12 protein-coding genes and 1 tRNA gene are annotated in these 14367 nt (G+C 55.2%); 3 read left to right on the top strand and 10 right to left on the bottom strand.

Annotation, left to right across the window (positions count from 1 at the left end; genetic code table 11):
* Positions 1–132: 132 nt before the first annotated feature.
* Positions 133–2517: a DNA topoisomerase IV subunit A gene (gene parC, locus M4NBBH2_RS00965; protein ID WP_116270553.1), complete on the top strand. Its 2385-nt coding sequence runs from the start codon at positions 133–135 to the stop codon at positions 2515–2517.
* A 147-nt stretch (positions 2518–2664) separates the two neighbouring features.
* Entirely contained in the window at positions 2665–4551 is a 1887-nt protein-coding gene (locus tag M4NBBH2_RS00960) for a histidine kinase (protein ID WP_116269346.1), read from the top strand.
* Here M4NBBH2_RS00960 and gluQRS read toward each other — a convergent pair.
* The 8 genes from gluQRS to M4NBBH2_RS00920 all read right to left on the bottom strand — a co-directional run bounded on the left by gluQRS (position 4548) and on the right by M4NBBH2_RS00920 (position 11353).
* Positions 4548–5426, bottom strand: coding sequence for a tRNA glutamyl-Q(34) synthetase GluQRS (gene gluQRS, locus M4NBBH2_RS00955; RefSeq protein ID WP_116269345.1), 879 nt, complete (start codon positions 5424–5426; stop codon positions 4548–4550). The two genes, M4NBBH2_RS00960 and gluQRS, sit on opposite strands and share 4 nt — an antisense overlap.
* A gap of 11 nt (positions 5427–5437) precedes the next feature.
* Positions 5438–5848, bottom strand: a complete 411-nt coding sequence (locus M4NBBH2_RS00950; protein WP_116269344.1) for a hypothetical protein — start codon at positions 5846–5848, stop codon at positions 5438–5440.
* Between the two features lie 20 nt (positions 5849–5868).
* Complete coding sequence (locus tag M4NBBH2_RS00945; RefSeq protein ID WP_116269343.1) at positions 5869–6867, bottom strand: asparaginase domain-containing protein; 999 nt, start codon at positions 6865–6867, stop codon at positions 5869–5871.
* 29 nt (positions 6868–6896) lie between these two features.
* On the bottom strand, positions 6897–8099 hold the full coding sequence (locus tag M4NBBH2_RS00940; RefSeq protein WP_022444407.1) for an aminotransferase-like domain-containing protein: 1203 nt from the start codon (positions 8097–8099) through the stop codon (positions 6897–6899).
* 141 nt (positions 8100–8240) lie between these two features.
* The gene (gene nth, locus M4NBBH2_RS00935) at positions 8241–8966 is read right to left on the bottom strand and encodes an endonuclease III (RefSeq protein ID WP_022444408.1); all 726 of its coding nucleotides are present in this window, start codon (positions 8964–8966) and stop codon (positions 8241–8243) included.
* Positions 8967–8996: 30 nt separating this feature from the next.
* Positions 8997–9590 (bottom strand): RnfABCDGE type electron transport complex subunit B, encoded by a 594-nt coding sequence (locus M4NBBH2_RS00930; protein WP_116269342.1) that lies wholly within the window; start codon positions 9588–9590, stop codon positions 8997–8999.
* A gap of 7 nt (positions 9591–9597) precedes the next feature.
* On the bottom strand, positions 9598–9921 hold the full coding sequence (gene fdxA / locus M4NBBH2_RS00925) for a ferredoxin FdxA (RefSeq protein ID WP_022444410.1): 324 nt from the start codon (positions 9919–9921) through the stop codon (positions 9598–9600).
* Positions 9922–10105: 184 nt separating this feature from the next.
* Positions 10106–11353: an IS256 family transposase gene (locus M4NBBH2_RS00920; protein WP_116269219.1), complete on the bottom strand. Its 1248-nt coding sequence runs from the start codon at positions 11351–11353 to the stop codon at positions 10106–10108.
* Between the two features lie 219 nt (positions 11354–11572).
* Here M4NBBH2_RS00920 and M4NBBH2_RS00915 point away from each other — a divergent pair.
* A tRNA-Ser gene (locus M4NBBH2_RS00915) sits at positions 11573–11663 on the top strand.
* Positions 11664–12662: 999 nt separating this feature from the next.
* On the opposite strand, the gene M4NBBH2_RS00910 is transcribed toward M4NBBH2_RS00915, so the two are convergent.
* Both M4NBBH2_RS00910 and M4NBBH2_RS00905 read right to left on the bottom strand, forming a co-directional pair.
* Positions 12663–13019, bottom strand: a complete 357-nt coding sequence (locus M4NBBH2_RS00910) for a transposase (protein WP_160117845.1) — start codon at positions 13017–13019, stop codon at positions 12663–12665.
* A gap of 286 nt (positions 13020–13305) precedes the next feature.
* Positions 13306–14307 (bottom strand): IS30 family transposase, encoded by a 1002-nt coding sequence (locus tag M4NBBH2_RS00905; protein ID WP_116269340.1) that lies wholly within the window; start codon positions 14305–14307, stop codon positions 13306–13308.
* Positions 14308–14367: the final 60 nt, after the last annotated feature.

Below are 14367 nucleotides of genomic sequence, written 5' to 3'. Positions count from 1 at the left end.
GAATCCCTGTTTACGGATGGTGAGGAACAGGATTCTGAAGAGATGGAAGCGGTGGATGAGGACGAGAACGAGACTGCGGCGGATTCCCGTGACGAACCCGAAACCGCTGAAGAAACGTCTGCCCTGCAGCTGATGGGACAGTTCCTCGGCGAGGACGAGACGGATGAAAAGGATGAGGGGAAGCTGACGCTCGCCCGGTTCGCGAGCCGCGCGTATCTCGATTACGCCATTTCGGTGGTGACAGACCGAGCGCTCCCGAATGTCTGCGACGGGCAGAAGCCTGTGCAGCGCAGAATCCTCTTCGATATGGCGAAGGAGCTCCATCTCTCCGCTGATAAGAATTATGTGAAGTCCGCCCGTGTGGTCGGCGATGTGCTCGGTAAATTCCATCCGCACGGCGATCAGTCGGCGTACGACGCCATGGTCCGCATGGCGCAGCCTTTCAGCCTCCGGTATCCGCTTGTGGATGGTCACGGAAACTTCGGAAGCCGTGACGGTGATGGCCCTGCCGCCATGCGTTACACGGAAGCCCGCCTCACGAAGATTTCCGAACTGCTGCTTTCTGAAATCGATCTTGGCACGGTGGACTTCATCCCGAATTACGACGGGGCGTTCAAGGAACCGGCGGTGCTCCCGGCGCGGCTCCCGTTTGTACTGCTGAATGGCGCGAGCGGCATCGCGGTCGGTATGGCAACGGAAATTCCGCCTCATAACCTCCGGGAAGTGGCTGCGGCTTGCGAGCTGCTTCTTGAGAAGCCTGACGCGACGCTTGATGACGTGCTCGCGGTGCTCCCTGCCCCGGACTATCCGGGCGGCGGCCAGATTATTTCTTCTCCTTCGGTGATCCGGGAAACGTACCGGACCGGCCGCGGCACGCTTCGCGTCCGCGCCCGGTATGAGTTTGAGGAGATGTCGCATAACCAGTGGCGTCTCATTGTGACGGAGCTTCCGCCGCAGACTTCGACCGCTCAGGTGCTTTCTGAAATCGAGACGATCACGAACCCGCGCCCGAAGGCCGGGAAGAAGACGCTGACTCCGGAGCAGCAGCAGACAAAGAGCGCGATGCTCGCGCTCCTTTCGCACGTCCGCGATGAGTCGGATAAAAACGTGCCGGTGCGGCTCGTTTTTGAGCCGAAGACGTCTAAAGTCGATCGGAACGCCTTTATCGCGGCGCTCTTCTCGCAGACGAGTCTCGAGAGCAACGCGCCGATGAATCTCGTGATGATCGGGAGTGACGGGAAACCCCGTCAGAAACCGCTTCTTGAGATTCTTTCCGAGTGGGTGGCGTTCCGCGTGGCGACGGTCCGCCGCAGAACGGAAGCGCGCCTCGCGAAGGTGCAGGATCGGATCCATATTCTCGAAGGCCGCACCATCGCGCTTCTCCACGTGGATGAGGTGATTGCGGTGATCCGGGAGAGCGATGAGCCGAAGCCCGAACTGATGCGCCGCTTCAGTCTCTCTGAGCGTCAGGCTGAGGACATTCTGGAAATCAAGCTGCGGCAGCTCTCCCGGCTGTCCGAGGCTCAGATCAAGTCTGAGCTTGAGTCGTGCCGGGATGAAGAGAAGAGCCTGACGCGGCTTCTATCGTCTGACCGGCGTCTTGCCACTGCGGTGGCGCGCGAAATTGAGTCTGACGCGAAGACCTACGGGGATGACCGCAGGACGCTTGTCGAAGAAGCGGCTCCGCTTCAGGCCGCGCCTCAGGTGCTCGATGAACCGGTCACGATTGTTTTCTCCGAGAAGGGCTTTATCCGAACGCGGTCCGGGCATGGGCATGATATTTCGCTCATGAATTACAAGATCGGTGACGGACCTGGACGTTCGATCGAATGCCGGAGCACGGAGACGCTCATTCTGATTTCGAGTTCGGGGCGCTCCTACTCAATCGCCGTTTCGGCGCTACCCGGGTCGCGCGGCGACGGGCTGCCTCTCACGAGCTTTATCGATCTTGAGCCTGGAACCGAGATTGTCGGTATCTTCTGCGGCCCTGCCGATCAGAAGATGTTCCTCGCCGGAACGAAGGGCTACGGCTTTATTTCGAAGCTCGGCGATATGCCGGCGCGTGTCCGGAGCGGCAAATCCTTTGTCCGAGTCGATGAAGGACGGGCGCTTGAACCCGTGCCGATCAAGGCGGAGGACGAATTTATCGCGGTGCTTTCTGAGCACGGCAGACTTCTTGTCTTCCCGATCTCCGAAATGCGGATGCTGCCGTCTGGCGGCCTCGGCGTTTCTCTGATGGGGCTTGAGCCGGATGAGAAGATAGTCGCGGCGATCCCGATTACAGCCTCCGGTGTCGCGGTGATCGGAGAGGGCCGCGCGAAGCAGCCGCGTGAAGAGACGGTGAGCGGCGCGAAGCTTGCTGAATACACGCTGCACCGGACGAGGAAGGGACGCGGTGTCTCTCCCCGCCTGATCCGGGTAACGGGGCTCCGGGCGCTGCCCGCGGGGAAGGATCCGTCTCCTGCCGTTGAAAACCTGCCCCCTGAGGATGAAGAGGGGAATGTAAGGCTCCTCTGAGCTGAACGAAAGAGGGACTAGTCCCTTTGAAGCCGTGCGGCGGAAAAATAATTATTCGCCGTGCGGCTTTTCTTTTGTATAGTATTCAGCGAATTTTTCTACAGTTATCTGCCCGGTTCAGGCAGCAAAAATCCGGAAATATTTCCTATGCAGGTTCAGAAGTTTCACAGCCTCTCAATGAGGCTTCTCGCACTCACGGCGGCGTGGGTCTCTTTTGTGGTCGGTGTTGTGGCCTATACGATGCTGCTCAGCTGGAACGCGGAGTCGTCCGCCGCCGCGCTGAACCAGGTAAACGAAATCAAGATCCACTTCCACCGCGCGAATGTCTTCACGAACACGAATTACGCGCCGGAGATGTTTGATGAGGAAATCCGGGTTTCGAACACGCTGATCAAGGGGCTTCACGATATCGATCTCTGGTCGCCCTTCAAGGTGCCGAATACGCCGGATATCGAGGACTCCATCAATAAGGCGACCCAGGTCTGGGAGACGCAGGCGCGTCCGCAGCTGTTTCAGCAGCGGGAGAACGGCGCGACGATTGACACCGAGATCTTTAATTCCTACACCGGCGCTCTGAATCACCTGAAGGATCGGATTGAAGATTACCGCGTTCGCTATCTCTGGCAGATGCGGTATCTGCAGACGCTGATCATCGCGCTCGCTATCGGCAGCCTCTTCGTGATTCTCTTCCTCCTCAAGCGCTGGGTAATCCGCCCGGTGAATAAGCTCGGAGAGGTGATTGATAAGGTGCGCGCGGGAGACCTTTCCGCCCGTGTGAACGTCGGAACGAATGACGAATTCGGCCGCATCGGGGAGGGCTTCAACCGCATGGCGTCGAGGCTCGAGGATCTCTACGACAATCTGGAAGCGAAGGTCGCGGAGAAGACCGCTTCAGTGCAGGAAAAGAACACGAACCTCTCGCAGCTTTACGAGATGACGACGTTCCTCTCGCAGGCCGTGTCAATCGAAGATATGAATGAGGGCTTTATCGACCGGATCCGGAGCTACACCGGGAGCGACGCCTGCGCGGTGCGCCTGGTGGATGAGAGCGGAAAGCTTTCCATTGTGGCCTCGTCCGGACTCTCCGGGCGGTTCCTGGAACTGTCGTCCCGCGAGAGCGACACGGACGCGCCGATTTACCGCGCGTATCAGAAGCCGCTTCCCACACGCTTTGATCTGCTGAAGGGAACGCGTGACACCGCGAAGGAACTCGTGAAAGAAGGCTTCCAGGTGTCTTACGGATTCCATATCCGGAATGGCCAGACAAGCCTCGGGACGTTTGAGGTGTTCTTCCGCGATAACCGCGATATTGCGTCGCCCGCCTTCCGGCAGCTCGAGTCCTTCGGCACGCATCTCGGCATCGCGATTGATAACCATCGGCTGAACGAACGCGAGCGGCAGTTTGCTGTGGTTCAGGAGCGCACCTTCATGGCGCAGGGTCTGCACGACTCGATCGCTCAGACACTTTCCTTCCTCAACATGCAGGTGCAGCTCCTTGAGTCAGCGCTCGCGGGGAACGATAAGCAGATGGTGGATGAGACCGTGAAGCAGATCAAGGCGGGTGTCCAGGAGAGTTACGAGAACGTCCGCGAGCTGCTCCTCAATTTCCGCGAGAAGATTCATAAGGAAGACTTCAAGACCGCGCTGCTCACCGTGACCCGGCGCTTTGAGGCGCAGTCAGGTGTCAGCGCCAAGGTGCAGTTCTCCGGTAACGGCCCGAACCTCACCGAGAAGCAGAAGCTTCAGGTGACGTTCATTATTCAGGAAGCGCTTTCCAACATCCGGAAGCACGCCAAAGCCTCTCAGGTTGAAGTGCGGATCATGAATAACCGCGACTTTGTGGCAAGCGTGCGGGATAACGGCGTCGGTATTGACCGGAAACTCGCTGAGGAACGGAAAGCCCGTCACGTGGGTCTTTCCATCATGGAAGAGCGCGCGAAGAAGATCGGGGCGGAACTCGTGATCGATTCCGAACCCGGCAAGGGCACAACGGTTGAAGTGCGGCTTCCTGAAGAAAACCGGAAGAACGACTAACGGTTTCCCCAGCCTTCGCGCCAGAGCGGAAGCGCGGCGCGAAGGAAAGCGGGAACAGAATCCGCTCCGAGCGGTCGGAAACCCAGAGACCGCCAGGCGCGTTCAAGTTCAATGAGGGGCGACTCCGGATCCACCGGTGTCGCCCCTCCCTGTTTGGAGAGCTTCTCACCCCGGTCGTTCAGCACAAGCGGAAGGTGGAGGTAACGCGGAGTCGGGAGTCCCAGAGCTCTCTGAAGGGCGATCTGACGCGGTGTGTTCCCATAGAGGTCTTCACCCCGGACAATATCTGTCACGCCCTGCAGACCGTCATCCATGACGACCGCGAGCTGATAGGCGGGGAGACTGTCAGCTCGCCAGATCACGAAGTCGCCAAGCTCTTTTTCGAGATTCTGGGTGAGCGTCCCGAGACGCCGGTCCGTAAAAGAGACTGGCTCCGAATCAACCCGGAAGCGGATGGCCCGGGGTTTACGACCTCCGGTGCCGTTTCGGCAGATCCCCGGGTAGACCGAAGGATCGCCCCCGTGGATCCGATGCCACTCCGCGATATCGTGCCGCGAGCAGGCGCAGCCAAACGCCTTTCCTTCAGAAACCAGCCGGGCGGCGGTTTCCCGATAGGCGTCAAGCCTGTCATGCTGCCACAGCACCGGTTCATCGGACTCAAAACCGAAGCGGCTGAGTGTCTCAATAATCTTCTCACCGGCACCGGGAATATCCCGCGGGGGATCGATATCCTCAATCCGGATCAGCCAGGTGCCGTCATGCGCCCGGGCGTCAAGCCACGAGGCAAGAGCGGCGAGGAGGCTCCCCGCGTGAAGGAGCCCTGTGGGGGAAGGCGCGAAGCGCCCCCGATAAGCGGATTCGAGAGACTCAGACATCGCGAGGTCAATTACTCAGAGGCGGCTCCAAAGCGGCCGACGGCGTAAAGCATCAGGGAGCCTGACGCGACTTCAAGCGCTGACTCGAGGAGGTCATCCGCATCCGACACCGGAATACCGAAGTTATGCCCCGCATCCATCATGAGAACATTTTCTTCGTAGGCGGTCTTGAGATACGCAGTGATGCCGGGAGCGTTCGGAGCGATACCGGCGTCAGAAAGGAGCAGCGCGGCTGATCCCCCGTCATCCACCTGCCAGCCGCCGATAGAAGCGTCTTCTGTCACAAAGATCATCACAGACTCTTCGGTGCCAGGATAGCGAAGTCCGGTCGTGAGAACCAGGGTGCGGTTCTCTTCATCCCACTCGGATGAGACAAGGGGGAGTGACTGCAGAATGGGGGTGAATTCGCTGGGTATCGGCATGGAGAATAGTCTCGCGTCGGTTAAAACTGGGAAAAGAGTTTCTGGAGGTCTGTTCGCTTGGCTCTCGGGTTCTTAAGGAGAGCGAGCTGCAGAAGAATACGGCACTGAGCGGCAGAAAGCGCTCCGCCGCAGACAAATCCGTTTTCAGCGTCGTTAATTTCTCCTGCTTCCAGCACGGGGCCGTAAGCACAGCGGCTGGACCGTACGACAGCAAGCCCCGATTCCGCGGCAAGCCGCAGCGTGGGGAGGAGACCTCCGGGGATATTGCCGTCACCGAAACCTTCAATGACGAGTCCCTGATAGCCGGCATCCATGTAGGCGGATGCGGCAACGCCGTCAGAACCAGCCCAGACCGCGATGCAGGCGATTTTGGGAAGCGAACTCTCGCGGATTGCCCCGAGGTCCCGGAAAGAGGGAAGGGATCGTTCAGGCGCGGGACTCACGCTGAAGTGCGTGACACCGCCCTGCGTCCAGCCAATCGGACCTCCGAAACGGGTACTGAATGTGTCAAGCGCCACCGTCTTTGATTTGAAGAGCCCCCGGGCGGCGAAGAGTTCTCCGTTCATCGCGGCTATGACACCATAGCGAGACGATTTGGGAGCCGCGGCGGCAGAAACCGCGTTATAGAGGTTTTTAGGACCGTCAGAAGAAAGAGCGGTGGAGGGGAGCATGGCTCCCGTGATCACAACGGATTTTCCTGCCGGCACGGTGAGGCTAAGGAAGAAAGCGGTTTCTTCCATAGTGTCAGTGCCGTGCGTGATGACGAACCCGTCAAACTTCTCCGCGTCCTCACGGATCGCGGAGAGAAGGGCGAGCCACACGCCTTCTGTCATGTCCTGAGAAGGGATGGAGGCGATTTCCCGCACTGTAATATCAGCAACCCGGCTGAGCCCAGGGACTGAGCGGACAAGTTCGTCTCCAGGAACTTCTCCCGCGTGGTAAGAAGAGCCGGTTTCACTCTCTCCCTTTCCTGCAATCGTGCCGCCTGTCGTCAGAATTTCAATTTTTGGCAGAGCCATGGCGTGGTGTTCCTTTTTGCTTTGAGGGATCAGAGGCGTCGGAGTTCGTCCGACACGAGAGCCGCGAGACGCTGAACACCTTCAATCGTCTTTTCCTTCGGAACAGTCACAAAGGAAAGTCGGATATGGTTCTGCTCAGGGGAGTTCGGGTAGAACGCGAATCCCGGCACATAGAGAAGCTTCATCCGGAGCGCCTTCGGAAGCATGGCAAACGTGTCAATCGGCTTCGGAAGCGTAAGCCAGATAAACATGCCGCCCTCTGGCCTGGTCCAGCTGATGCCGGGGTCTTTCGGCATGAATTCAGAAAGCGCCTGCTGCATATCGAACGAATGCTCGCGGTAGATCGCGCGGACTTCCGGGAGATGCGTCTTCAGAAGGCCGCTTGCGAGCACTCGGGCAGCGACGAGCTGATTGATGCAGGGAGTGGAGAGGACAGCGTAGCTCTGGATCTTCGAGAACATCTGAATCACGTCACGCGGCGCGATGATGTAGCCAAGGCGAAGACCCGGGGCGAGGATCTTCGAGAAGGAGCAGAGGCGGATCGTGCGGTGCGGCGCCAGATTCCGGATGGAGATCGGAGGCTTCTTTTCGTACCAGAGTTCGCCATAAGGATCGTCTTCAACGATCCAGAAATCGTACTGCTCGGCTTTTTCAATCAGCTGCTTCCGGCGCTCAGCGCTCATCGTCTGTCCGGTCGGATTGCAGTAAGTGGCGAGCGTATAGGCAAACCGGACACCGCGCGCTTCTTCCCCGATTTCAGCCGGAGCCGCGCCTTCAGCATCAGACGGCATTTCAACGTACGTCGGCTGAGAGAGGTTGAAAGCTTCCAGGGCGCCAATATAGGAAGGACGCTGAATCAGAATCTTTGAACCCGGGTCACAGAAAACCCGGCCGCAGAGATCAAGCGCCTGCTGACTGCCTGACGTGACAAGAATTTCGTCAGGCGACGTCGGATTCCCGCGGGAAGTTTCGTAAGCGGCGATCTGCTCACGGAGTTCCGGTTCTCCTTCCGGTCCCGAATACTGCAGAGACCGGCTCGGGTAGGTCTTCAGGCACCAGTCGGAGGCTTCCCGCAGCGCTTCAACAGGGAAACCTTCTGGGCAGGGAAGACCGCCGCCGAACGAAATAAAATCCGGTTTTGAGCCGTCAGCGAGAATCGGTCCCAGGATGTCGTCCGCAAGGCCAAGGGCCATCTGGGAATACCTGGGCGTGAGGTGCTTCGTTCCTTCCATATATGCTGTCTCTTTTTTCTTTAGCCGCTAATAAACCGCGTCGAAATTCCGAGAGGAAATTTCAAAACGTAATCTATCTATGTTAGCGGAGCTGAGAGAAAGCGGAAACTGCAACCGGCCTGGAGTGATGGAGGAAAAGCGTCAGGATGACTTTTTCTTCCGGGAAGCGGAAGCGGCGCGCGGTTTCCGGCCTTCTTTTTTGGGAAGGATATGAGGAATCGGTTTTTCCTCCGGCGCAGGTGTCTTTTCGTCAAATTCGCAGAGATCCCGGATCGGGCATTCCCAGCATTTCGGGTTTCTCGCGGTGCAGCAGTAGCGGCCGTGAAGAAGGAGCCAGTGGTGCGCGTTATGGAGATATTCCTTCGGGCAGACGCGGACGATAGCTTCTGATACTTCGTCCGGTGTTTTCCCGGGGGCGATGCCGGTCCGGTTCGCGACACGGAAGATGTGGGTATCTACAGCAACTGTGGGATGACCGAACGCGACGTTAAGAACAACGTTTGCTGTCTTGTGCCCGACACCAGGAAGGGAGCAGAGCGCATCAAAGTCTTCCGGAACTTCGCCGTTGAAGCGCTTGATCAGCTCGGAGCAGAGCCCGATCACGTGTTTTGCTTTGTTCCGGTAGAGACCGATCCTGTTGATATAAGGGATGAGTCCCTCTTCTCCGAGCGCGAGAATCGCCTCAGGGGTGTTTGCGTGAGCGTAAAGAACTTTGGTGGCCTCATTCACGCTCTTATCGGTCGCCTGCGCGGAAAGCACAACGGCAACGAGGAGCTCAAAAGGCGTCCGGTAGTTCAGTTCGCTTTTGGGATCAGGACGAAGTTCGGCGAGGCGCCTGAAAATTTCCCGGATATCGGCTGAATTCACGTGAAAGCACCTCCCGAATTTGGATGAAACTTATTTTTTGGCGGCAAGCGCGAGGATGGCTTCGATAGCCGCCTTCTTGCGGGCGAGATCCCCCTGACCCAGAGCCGCGTAGCGGGCTTCCTGTTCCAGGGATTCTCTCTCAAGGCGGGACTTGCGGGCCTGATGACGGTTTGAGGCGGCAGACGCCTTTTCGGGCGTCCACTCGGCCCCGGTTTCCACCATGCTGATACAGGCAATCGGACACGCGGCCTGGCAGAGCGAGCAGCCGGTGCAGGCATCCTCAATCACAGCGTGAAGACGCTTGGGACCGCCTGTGATCGCGTCTACCGGACAGACCTTGCGACAGCGGCCGCAGCCAATGCATTCGTCACCGCGGATCCGGGCGACAGCAAAAGGAAGTTCCCGACCGTACTCAGGGTCAAGAGGAAGGTAGAGCTGATGCGTGATAAGAGAAAGCGCATGAATGCCCTCATCGCCGCCTGGGGGACAGCGGTTAATGGGAGCAAGGCCGGCAGCAACCGCTTCGGCGTACTCACGACAGCCCGCAAAGCCGCACTGCCGGCAGAAGGTCTGCGGCAGCGCGTCGTTTATGCGGTCTGCGAGGCTCTGAGTCTTATCAGCCACCGTTCGCTTACCTCTTCAGGTACTGAAGCTTATTCGGCACGCCAGACCATTTCTCCCAGTCATCAGGAGCGGGCTTCTTGCGGGTGATGGAAGGCCACTGCTTGGAAAGCTCCGCGTTGATCTGGATATATTCCTGCTGATCTTCAGGAACATCTTCCTCCGCGAAAATCGCGGCTTCCGGGCACTCCGGAATGCAGACCGCGCAGTCGATGCATTCATCAGGATCGATCACGAGGAAGTTGGGACCTTCGCGGAAAGCGTCTACCGGGCAGACGTCCACGCAATCAGTGTGCTTGCAGTTAACGCAGCCATCACAGACAACATGTGCCATGAAACAAGTACCTCTAGAGAAACAGAGTTTATGAATAGCGACGTTTTCGGCGTCTCTTTTTGTCGTAGGGGACAGTATTTTAGAAGAAAAGAAGAACGCATGACAGGATGAAAAAGGATGACTTTGAGAGGGTGACAGAGGTCCCTAGAGGGTGTGTAATTTTTTGTGGGCGGCTCGTTCAAGGTTAATCGATGTAGGGGGTGATTCGGTCACCAAATAGCACAACCAATTCTCTCATAGCGGCACTCCAGTATGGAGAAGGCCGCACCCATCTTTTCTCTACTTTCCGGATTGCCAGAAAGAGAAGTTTCAAAGCAGCCGTTTCAGTAGGGAAAGCAGCTCGGGTCTTAATTACTTTTCTTAGATCCCGATTAAGGCTCTCTATGGCATTGGTTGTATAAATAAGTCTGCGGATATTTGGGGAAAAATCAAAGAAGGGGATCACCTTATCCCAGGAATCGATCCACTGTTTGGCGATGTAAGGGTATCTGAGCCCCAGTTCCGACTGTGCAAAAGCGTCCAGTTCCTTCCGCGCATCAGCCGCGTTTACGGCCCGGTAAATGGGCTTCAGCGCGCCGGCTACGGCCTTGTAATCCTTATATCCGACGAATTTCAGACTGTTCCTGATCAGGTGAACAATGCAGGTCTGCAGCAGAGTGTTGGGAAAGGCAGCTTCAAGCGCCTCCTTCATTCCCTTGAGTCCGTCTGTGACAGCAATCAGAATATCAGACACCCCCCTGTTTTTGAGTTCAGTGAAGACCTTAAGCCAATATTTTGCGCTTTCGTTATCAGCGACCCACATCCCCAAAACTTCCTTGCGGCCCTGGGCGTTTACGCCCAAGGCAAGATGGACCGCTTTCGGGGTAACAATGCCATTATCACCTCGGATTTTGACTCGAATAGCGTCAAAGAAAACAGTTGTATAAAACGGATCCAGAGGACGGTTCTGCCATTTTTCAACCTCAGGAAGGATGGCGTCCGTAACATCGCTGATAAATTCGGCACTGGTCTCCATACCGTATTCATCATAGAGAAAGCCTTGAATTTCCCGGGTTGAGAGCCCTCTGGCGTACAAGGCCAGAACCTTGTCCTCAAACCCCGCCAGCTGGCGTTTATGCTTAGGAACGACCCTCGGCTCAAACTCTCCCTTGCGGTCTCTGGGTACGTCAATACGGATATTTCCAAGGCTGGACGATTTGAGGGTTTTCGAACTATGCCCGTTACGCTCATTTTCGGTGACACGTTTACCGCCTCTTTCGTAACCGAGATGATTGGTCATTTCACCGTCAAGCATTTGAGTCAGCAGCCGACCGAGCATATGGGCCATAAGATTTTCCGCATCCTCTGCGGTATTAATCTCAAGCCCGGATTTCTTGGCGTTTTCTAAAATCTGTCCTGCAACACTATCCAAGGGGTCTGTCTTTCGTTTCATTTGAGGCTCCTCCAAGAGCAATTATCTCAGAGTCACCCACAAAATTTTCCTCACCCTCGGTCCCTATGACAGCAATCAGAAAAAAATGTTGTGGCTATGCCTTGACAATGTGATATGCATCCGTATAATTTCAAGTCTCGCTAGCCGGTAACGCTGGTTGTCCTGAAGACGTAAACCTTTATTCGGGACGGGCTTGAAAGCCTTAGTGGAACCCATCCTGGAAGGGTGGCAGAGTGGTTGAATGTACCGCCCTGGAAAGGCGGCATAGGGCCTGGCCCTATCGAGGGTTCGAATCCCTCCCCTTCCGCCAGTTGTAAGTAAACCCCCGAAACTCTTAAGAGTTTCGGGGGTTTTTGCTATTGCTCTAAGCAAGCCCGAATCTTGAATGCTAAAGTTTGTACTTATACCTGTGGAGTGGAAGAGATAGAGGGTTAGGGCACGGACATCTGATTTCACGGAAATCCTTTTGTGACAGGTAATCCAATGCCGAGTGAGTATGAATTCTGTTATAAATATTCTGTACTTTTCCTAATGATTCCATTGCGGTATAAGCGCTGGTTAAATCTTTGAAAGGGAGATAATCCCGTTTCAGGATTTTGATAGAAGCCTCTGCTATGCCGTTGCTTTGCGGCCTGCAGACCGGAGTTTTGCAATCAATCAGCCCCAGTCTGCAAACGAGGTCTGAGTCGATATGGATGTGTAGGCTGCCCCGTTATCCGTCAGAAATTGCACAAGGACGTGGTTTCCTGAAAGATTTTCAAATCTTCTTTCTGTGGCGATAATCAAGGCGTCCCGCACCATAGCGGGGGTCAATCCCTTGCCTGATTTTGCGACAAGAGAAAGACACCCCCTGTCACAGCAATCAATTACGAAGGTAGCGGTGACGATCTCACCATTTAGGCATCTGAATTCGAGACCATCTGAGCACCAGCGGCGATCGAGTTCAGCGACAGCAATATGTCCCCGGTGATCGGAGGAAAAGCCATGCAGCGGTAATTTCTGAGGCAAAGTCAGATTAAATTGATGGATTATCCGGAAGATTCGTTTATGGTATCGGTGGCTTGCCCAGGTTTCTGCGCCTCTGGGCTATGACCGCGCTGATTCGGCGGTACCCAAACGAAGGAAATACCTTCAGCACTCCCATTACGTCAGAAAGAATAGATTGGTCAGACTCTGCGAGACCGTCCTGTTGGCTTTTATCCTCTTGTCAGTCCAGTTTTCTTTCCGGTGGAGCATGATCTCAAGATTTGAGCGTGCTAAACCAAGCACCCTGGAAACCCCTTGATTGGGTGCCCTTCTTGTATCAGGCTCAGCGCGTATTGAATTTTTCTCCTGACATCATCTCCACAGCTTCTTTGAGGAGCTCGTTATCAGAAACAGCTCTCCCAAGCAGTTTTTGCAGGCGCTGGATTTTATCCAGCGCCTGCGCATACTGAGAAGCTGGGACAGTTTTCTCACCTGCACTGTGCCCTGACGTCAGTAACCCTTTCTTCGCCTTTGATCTCCAGGCAAAAAGCATCACAGGGGATATGCCGTACTGCCGCGCGACAGAGGACATGGTATTTCCGTCCAGATAGGTCAGCCTGATAATCGACAGCTTCTGCTCAGCTGTCCAGCGCTTCCTGGTTTCCCTGACGACAACCACTGGAGACGAATCTTCTGACACCGCGTCATCAGGATCATCAAGATGCGGGGAACTTCGGGCACTAATTTCTCAGCCTCAATCCCGGAAGTCTCCTAATAAGAACTACTAGTCGTACGACTAGTCGCAGAACTAGTTCTTAAAGTTTCCACTTTCTTCTTGATCGTCATAGCTTTCCCCCTAAAGAAATTTTAGGTTAGAGAAAGTGTCCTGTGATCAATGGGAAAGGTACAATCTGCGTGAAAAAGTTGATGGGTAACAGTTTATTTTTATATAATTTTAAAGAGTGTATTACTTTTATGGTGAATTATCAAATCAAGTGCAAAGTTACTGAATAAAAGACTTCAGCCGGACACTTCCAATTGAGACGTTTTCTGGGTCTGAAATTCAGAGCATTGAACCGTTTCTGAACTTCTGCCTGAGAAATTTTATCGATACTCATTCCTTTTGGGAAAAAGTCTCTAAGAAGTCCGTTTGTATTTTCATTACTTCCTTTCTCCCATGGATGATGAGGCAAGCAGAAATACACTTTGGTTCTGAGATCTTTCTCCAGTTTTTCAGCCCAGGAAAATTCTTTTCCGCGATCTACGGTAATCGTACGCAGATCCTTATCTGACAGAGATTTCTCAATTACGGCAGACACATCGGCCGCAGTCTTGGAAGCGGTTTTCCCGCCACAGAGAAAGCCGGACTTCCTATCGACCAGAGTCGTGAGGCAGGCTCCGCCCTTTTTTCCGATGACGGTATCGCCTTCCCAATCCCCCAGGCGAGATCTGTTCTGAGCTTCCAGGGGTCGCTCTTCAATGCTGTGAGTGATCTGGATCTTTCCTCGCCTCTCGGTCATGCCTTTACGGTGACGCGTTTTACCGTGGTGTCGCAGGTGTCGGGACATCTTTCGGCCATCCACAAAGCGATCCAGAAAGCCAGAATTGATTCCTCGGTAGATTGTCGTGGCGCTGATCCTTAGATTCGGCAGCTCCTTTCTGAGACGGTATTGAATCTGCTCCGGAGACCAGAATTTCTTAACCAGCAGATTTGAGACAATCCTTGTCAGCAACGAGTCAGACTTCAGAATGTTTCTCTTTCCGCAATGCTTTCTCTGTCTCTGATATCGGGCCTGCGCGGCACAGGGATCATAGGCAGCTGAAGCCCCATCCTGGGCCGATACAGCCTTGTTTCGCTTCAGTTCGCGGGAGATCGTAGAAACATTTTTCCCAATCGCACATGCAATTTCAGACAGGGATTTGCCTGAAATCGTTAAAGCCGAAATAAATACTCTGTCCCGAAGAGTAAGATGATGATAGTGGCTCATGAACTGAGGGTGAGGAAAATTTTGTGGGTGACTCTGAGATAATTGCTCTTGGAGGAGCCT

The organism is Mesosutterella multiformis, from assembly GCF_003402575.1.
GTDB lineage: Bacteria > Pseudomonadota > Gammaproteobacteria > Burkholderiales > Burkholderiaceae_F > Mesosutterella > Mesosutterella multiformis.
The sequence above is the reverse complement of the archived record's forward strand: the minus strand, read 5'-3'. Positions and strand labels throughout refer to the sequence as shown.

Excerpts from the sequence above, each read along its gene's own strand:
- M4NBBH2_RS00950 (WP_116269344.1), bottom strand. The coding sequence starts at position 5,848 with ATGCCGATACCCAGCGAATTCACCCCCATTCTGCAGTCACTCCCCCTT.
- M4NBBH2_RS00960 (WP_116269346.1), top strand. The coding sequence starts at position 2,665 with ATGCAGGTTCAGAAGTTTCACAGCCTCTCAATGAGGCTTCTCGCACTC.
- parC (WP_116270553.1), top strand. The coding sequence starts at position 133 with ATGGGACAGTTCCTCGGCGAGGACGAGACGGATGAAAAGGATGAGGGG.
- M4NBBH2_RS00940 (WP_022444407.1), bottom strand. The coding sequence starts at position 8,099 with ATGGAAGGAACGAAGCACCTCACGCCCAGGTATTCCCAGATGGCCCTT.
- gluQRS (WP_116269345.1), bottom strand. The coding sequence starts at position 5,426 with ATGTCTGAGTCTCTCGAATCCGCTTATCGGGGGCGCTTCGCGCCTTCC.
- M4NBBH2_RS00920 (WP_116269219.1), bottom strand. The coding sequence starts at position 11,353 with ATGAAACGAAAGACAGACCCCTTGGATAGTGTTGCAGGACAGATTTTA.
- fdxA (WP_022444410.1), bottom strand. The coding sequence starts at position 9,921 with ATGGCACATGTTGTCTGTGATGGCTGCGTTAACTGCAAGCACACTGAT.
- M4NBBH2_RS00945 (WP_116269343.1), bottom strand. The coding sequence starts at position 6,867 with ATGGCTCTGCCAAAAATTGAAATTCTGACGACAGGCGGCACGATTGCA.
- M4NBBH2_RS00905 (WP_116269340.1), bottom strand. The coding sequence starts at position 14,307 with ATGAGCCACTATCATCATCTTACTCTTCGGGACAGAGTATTTATTTCG.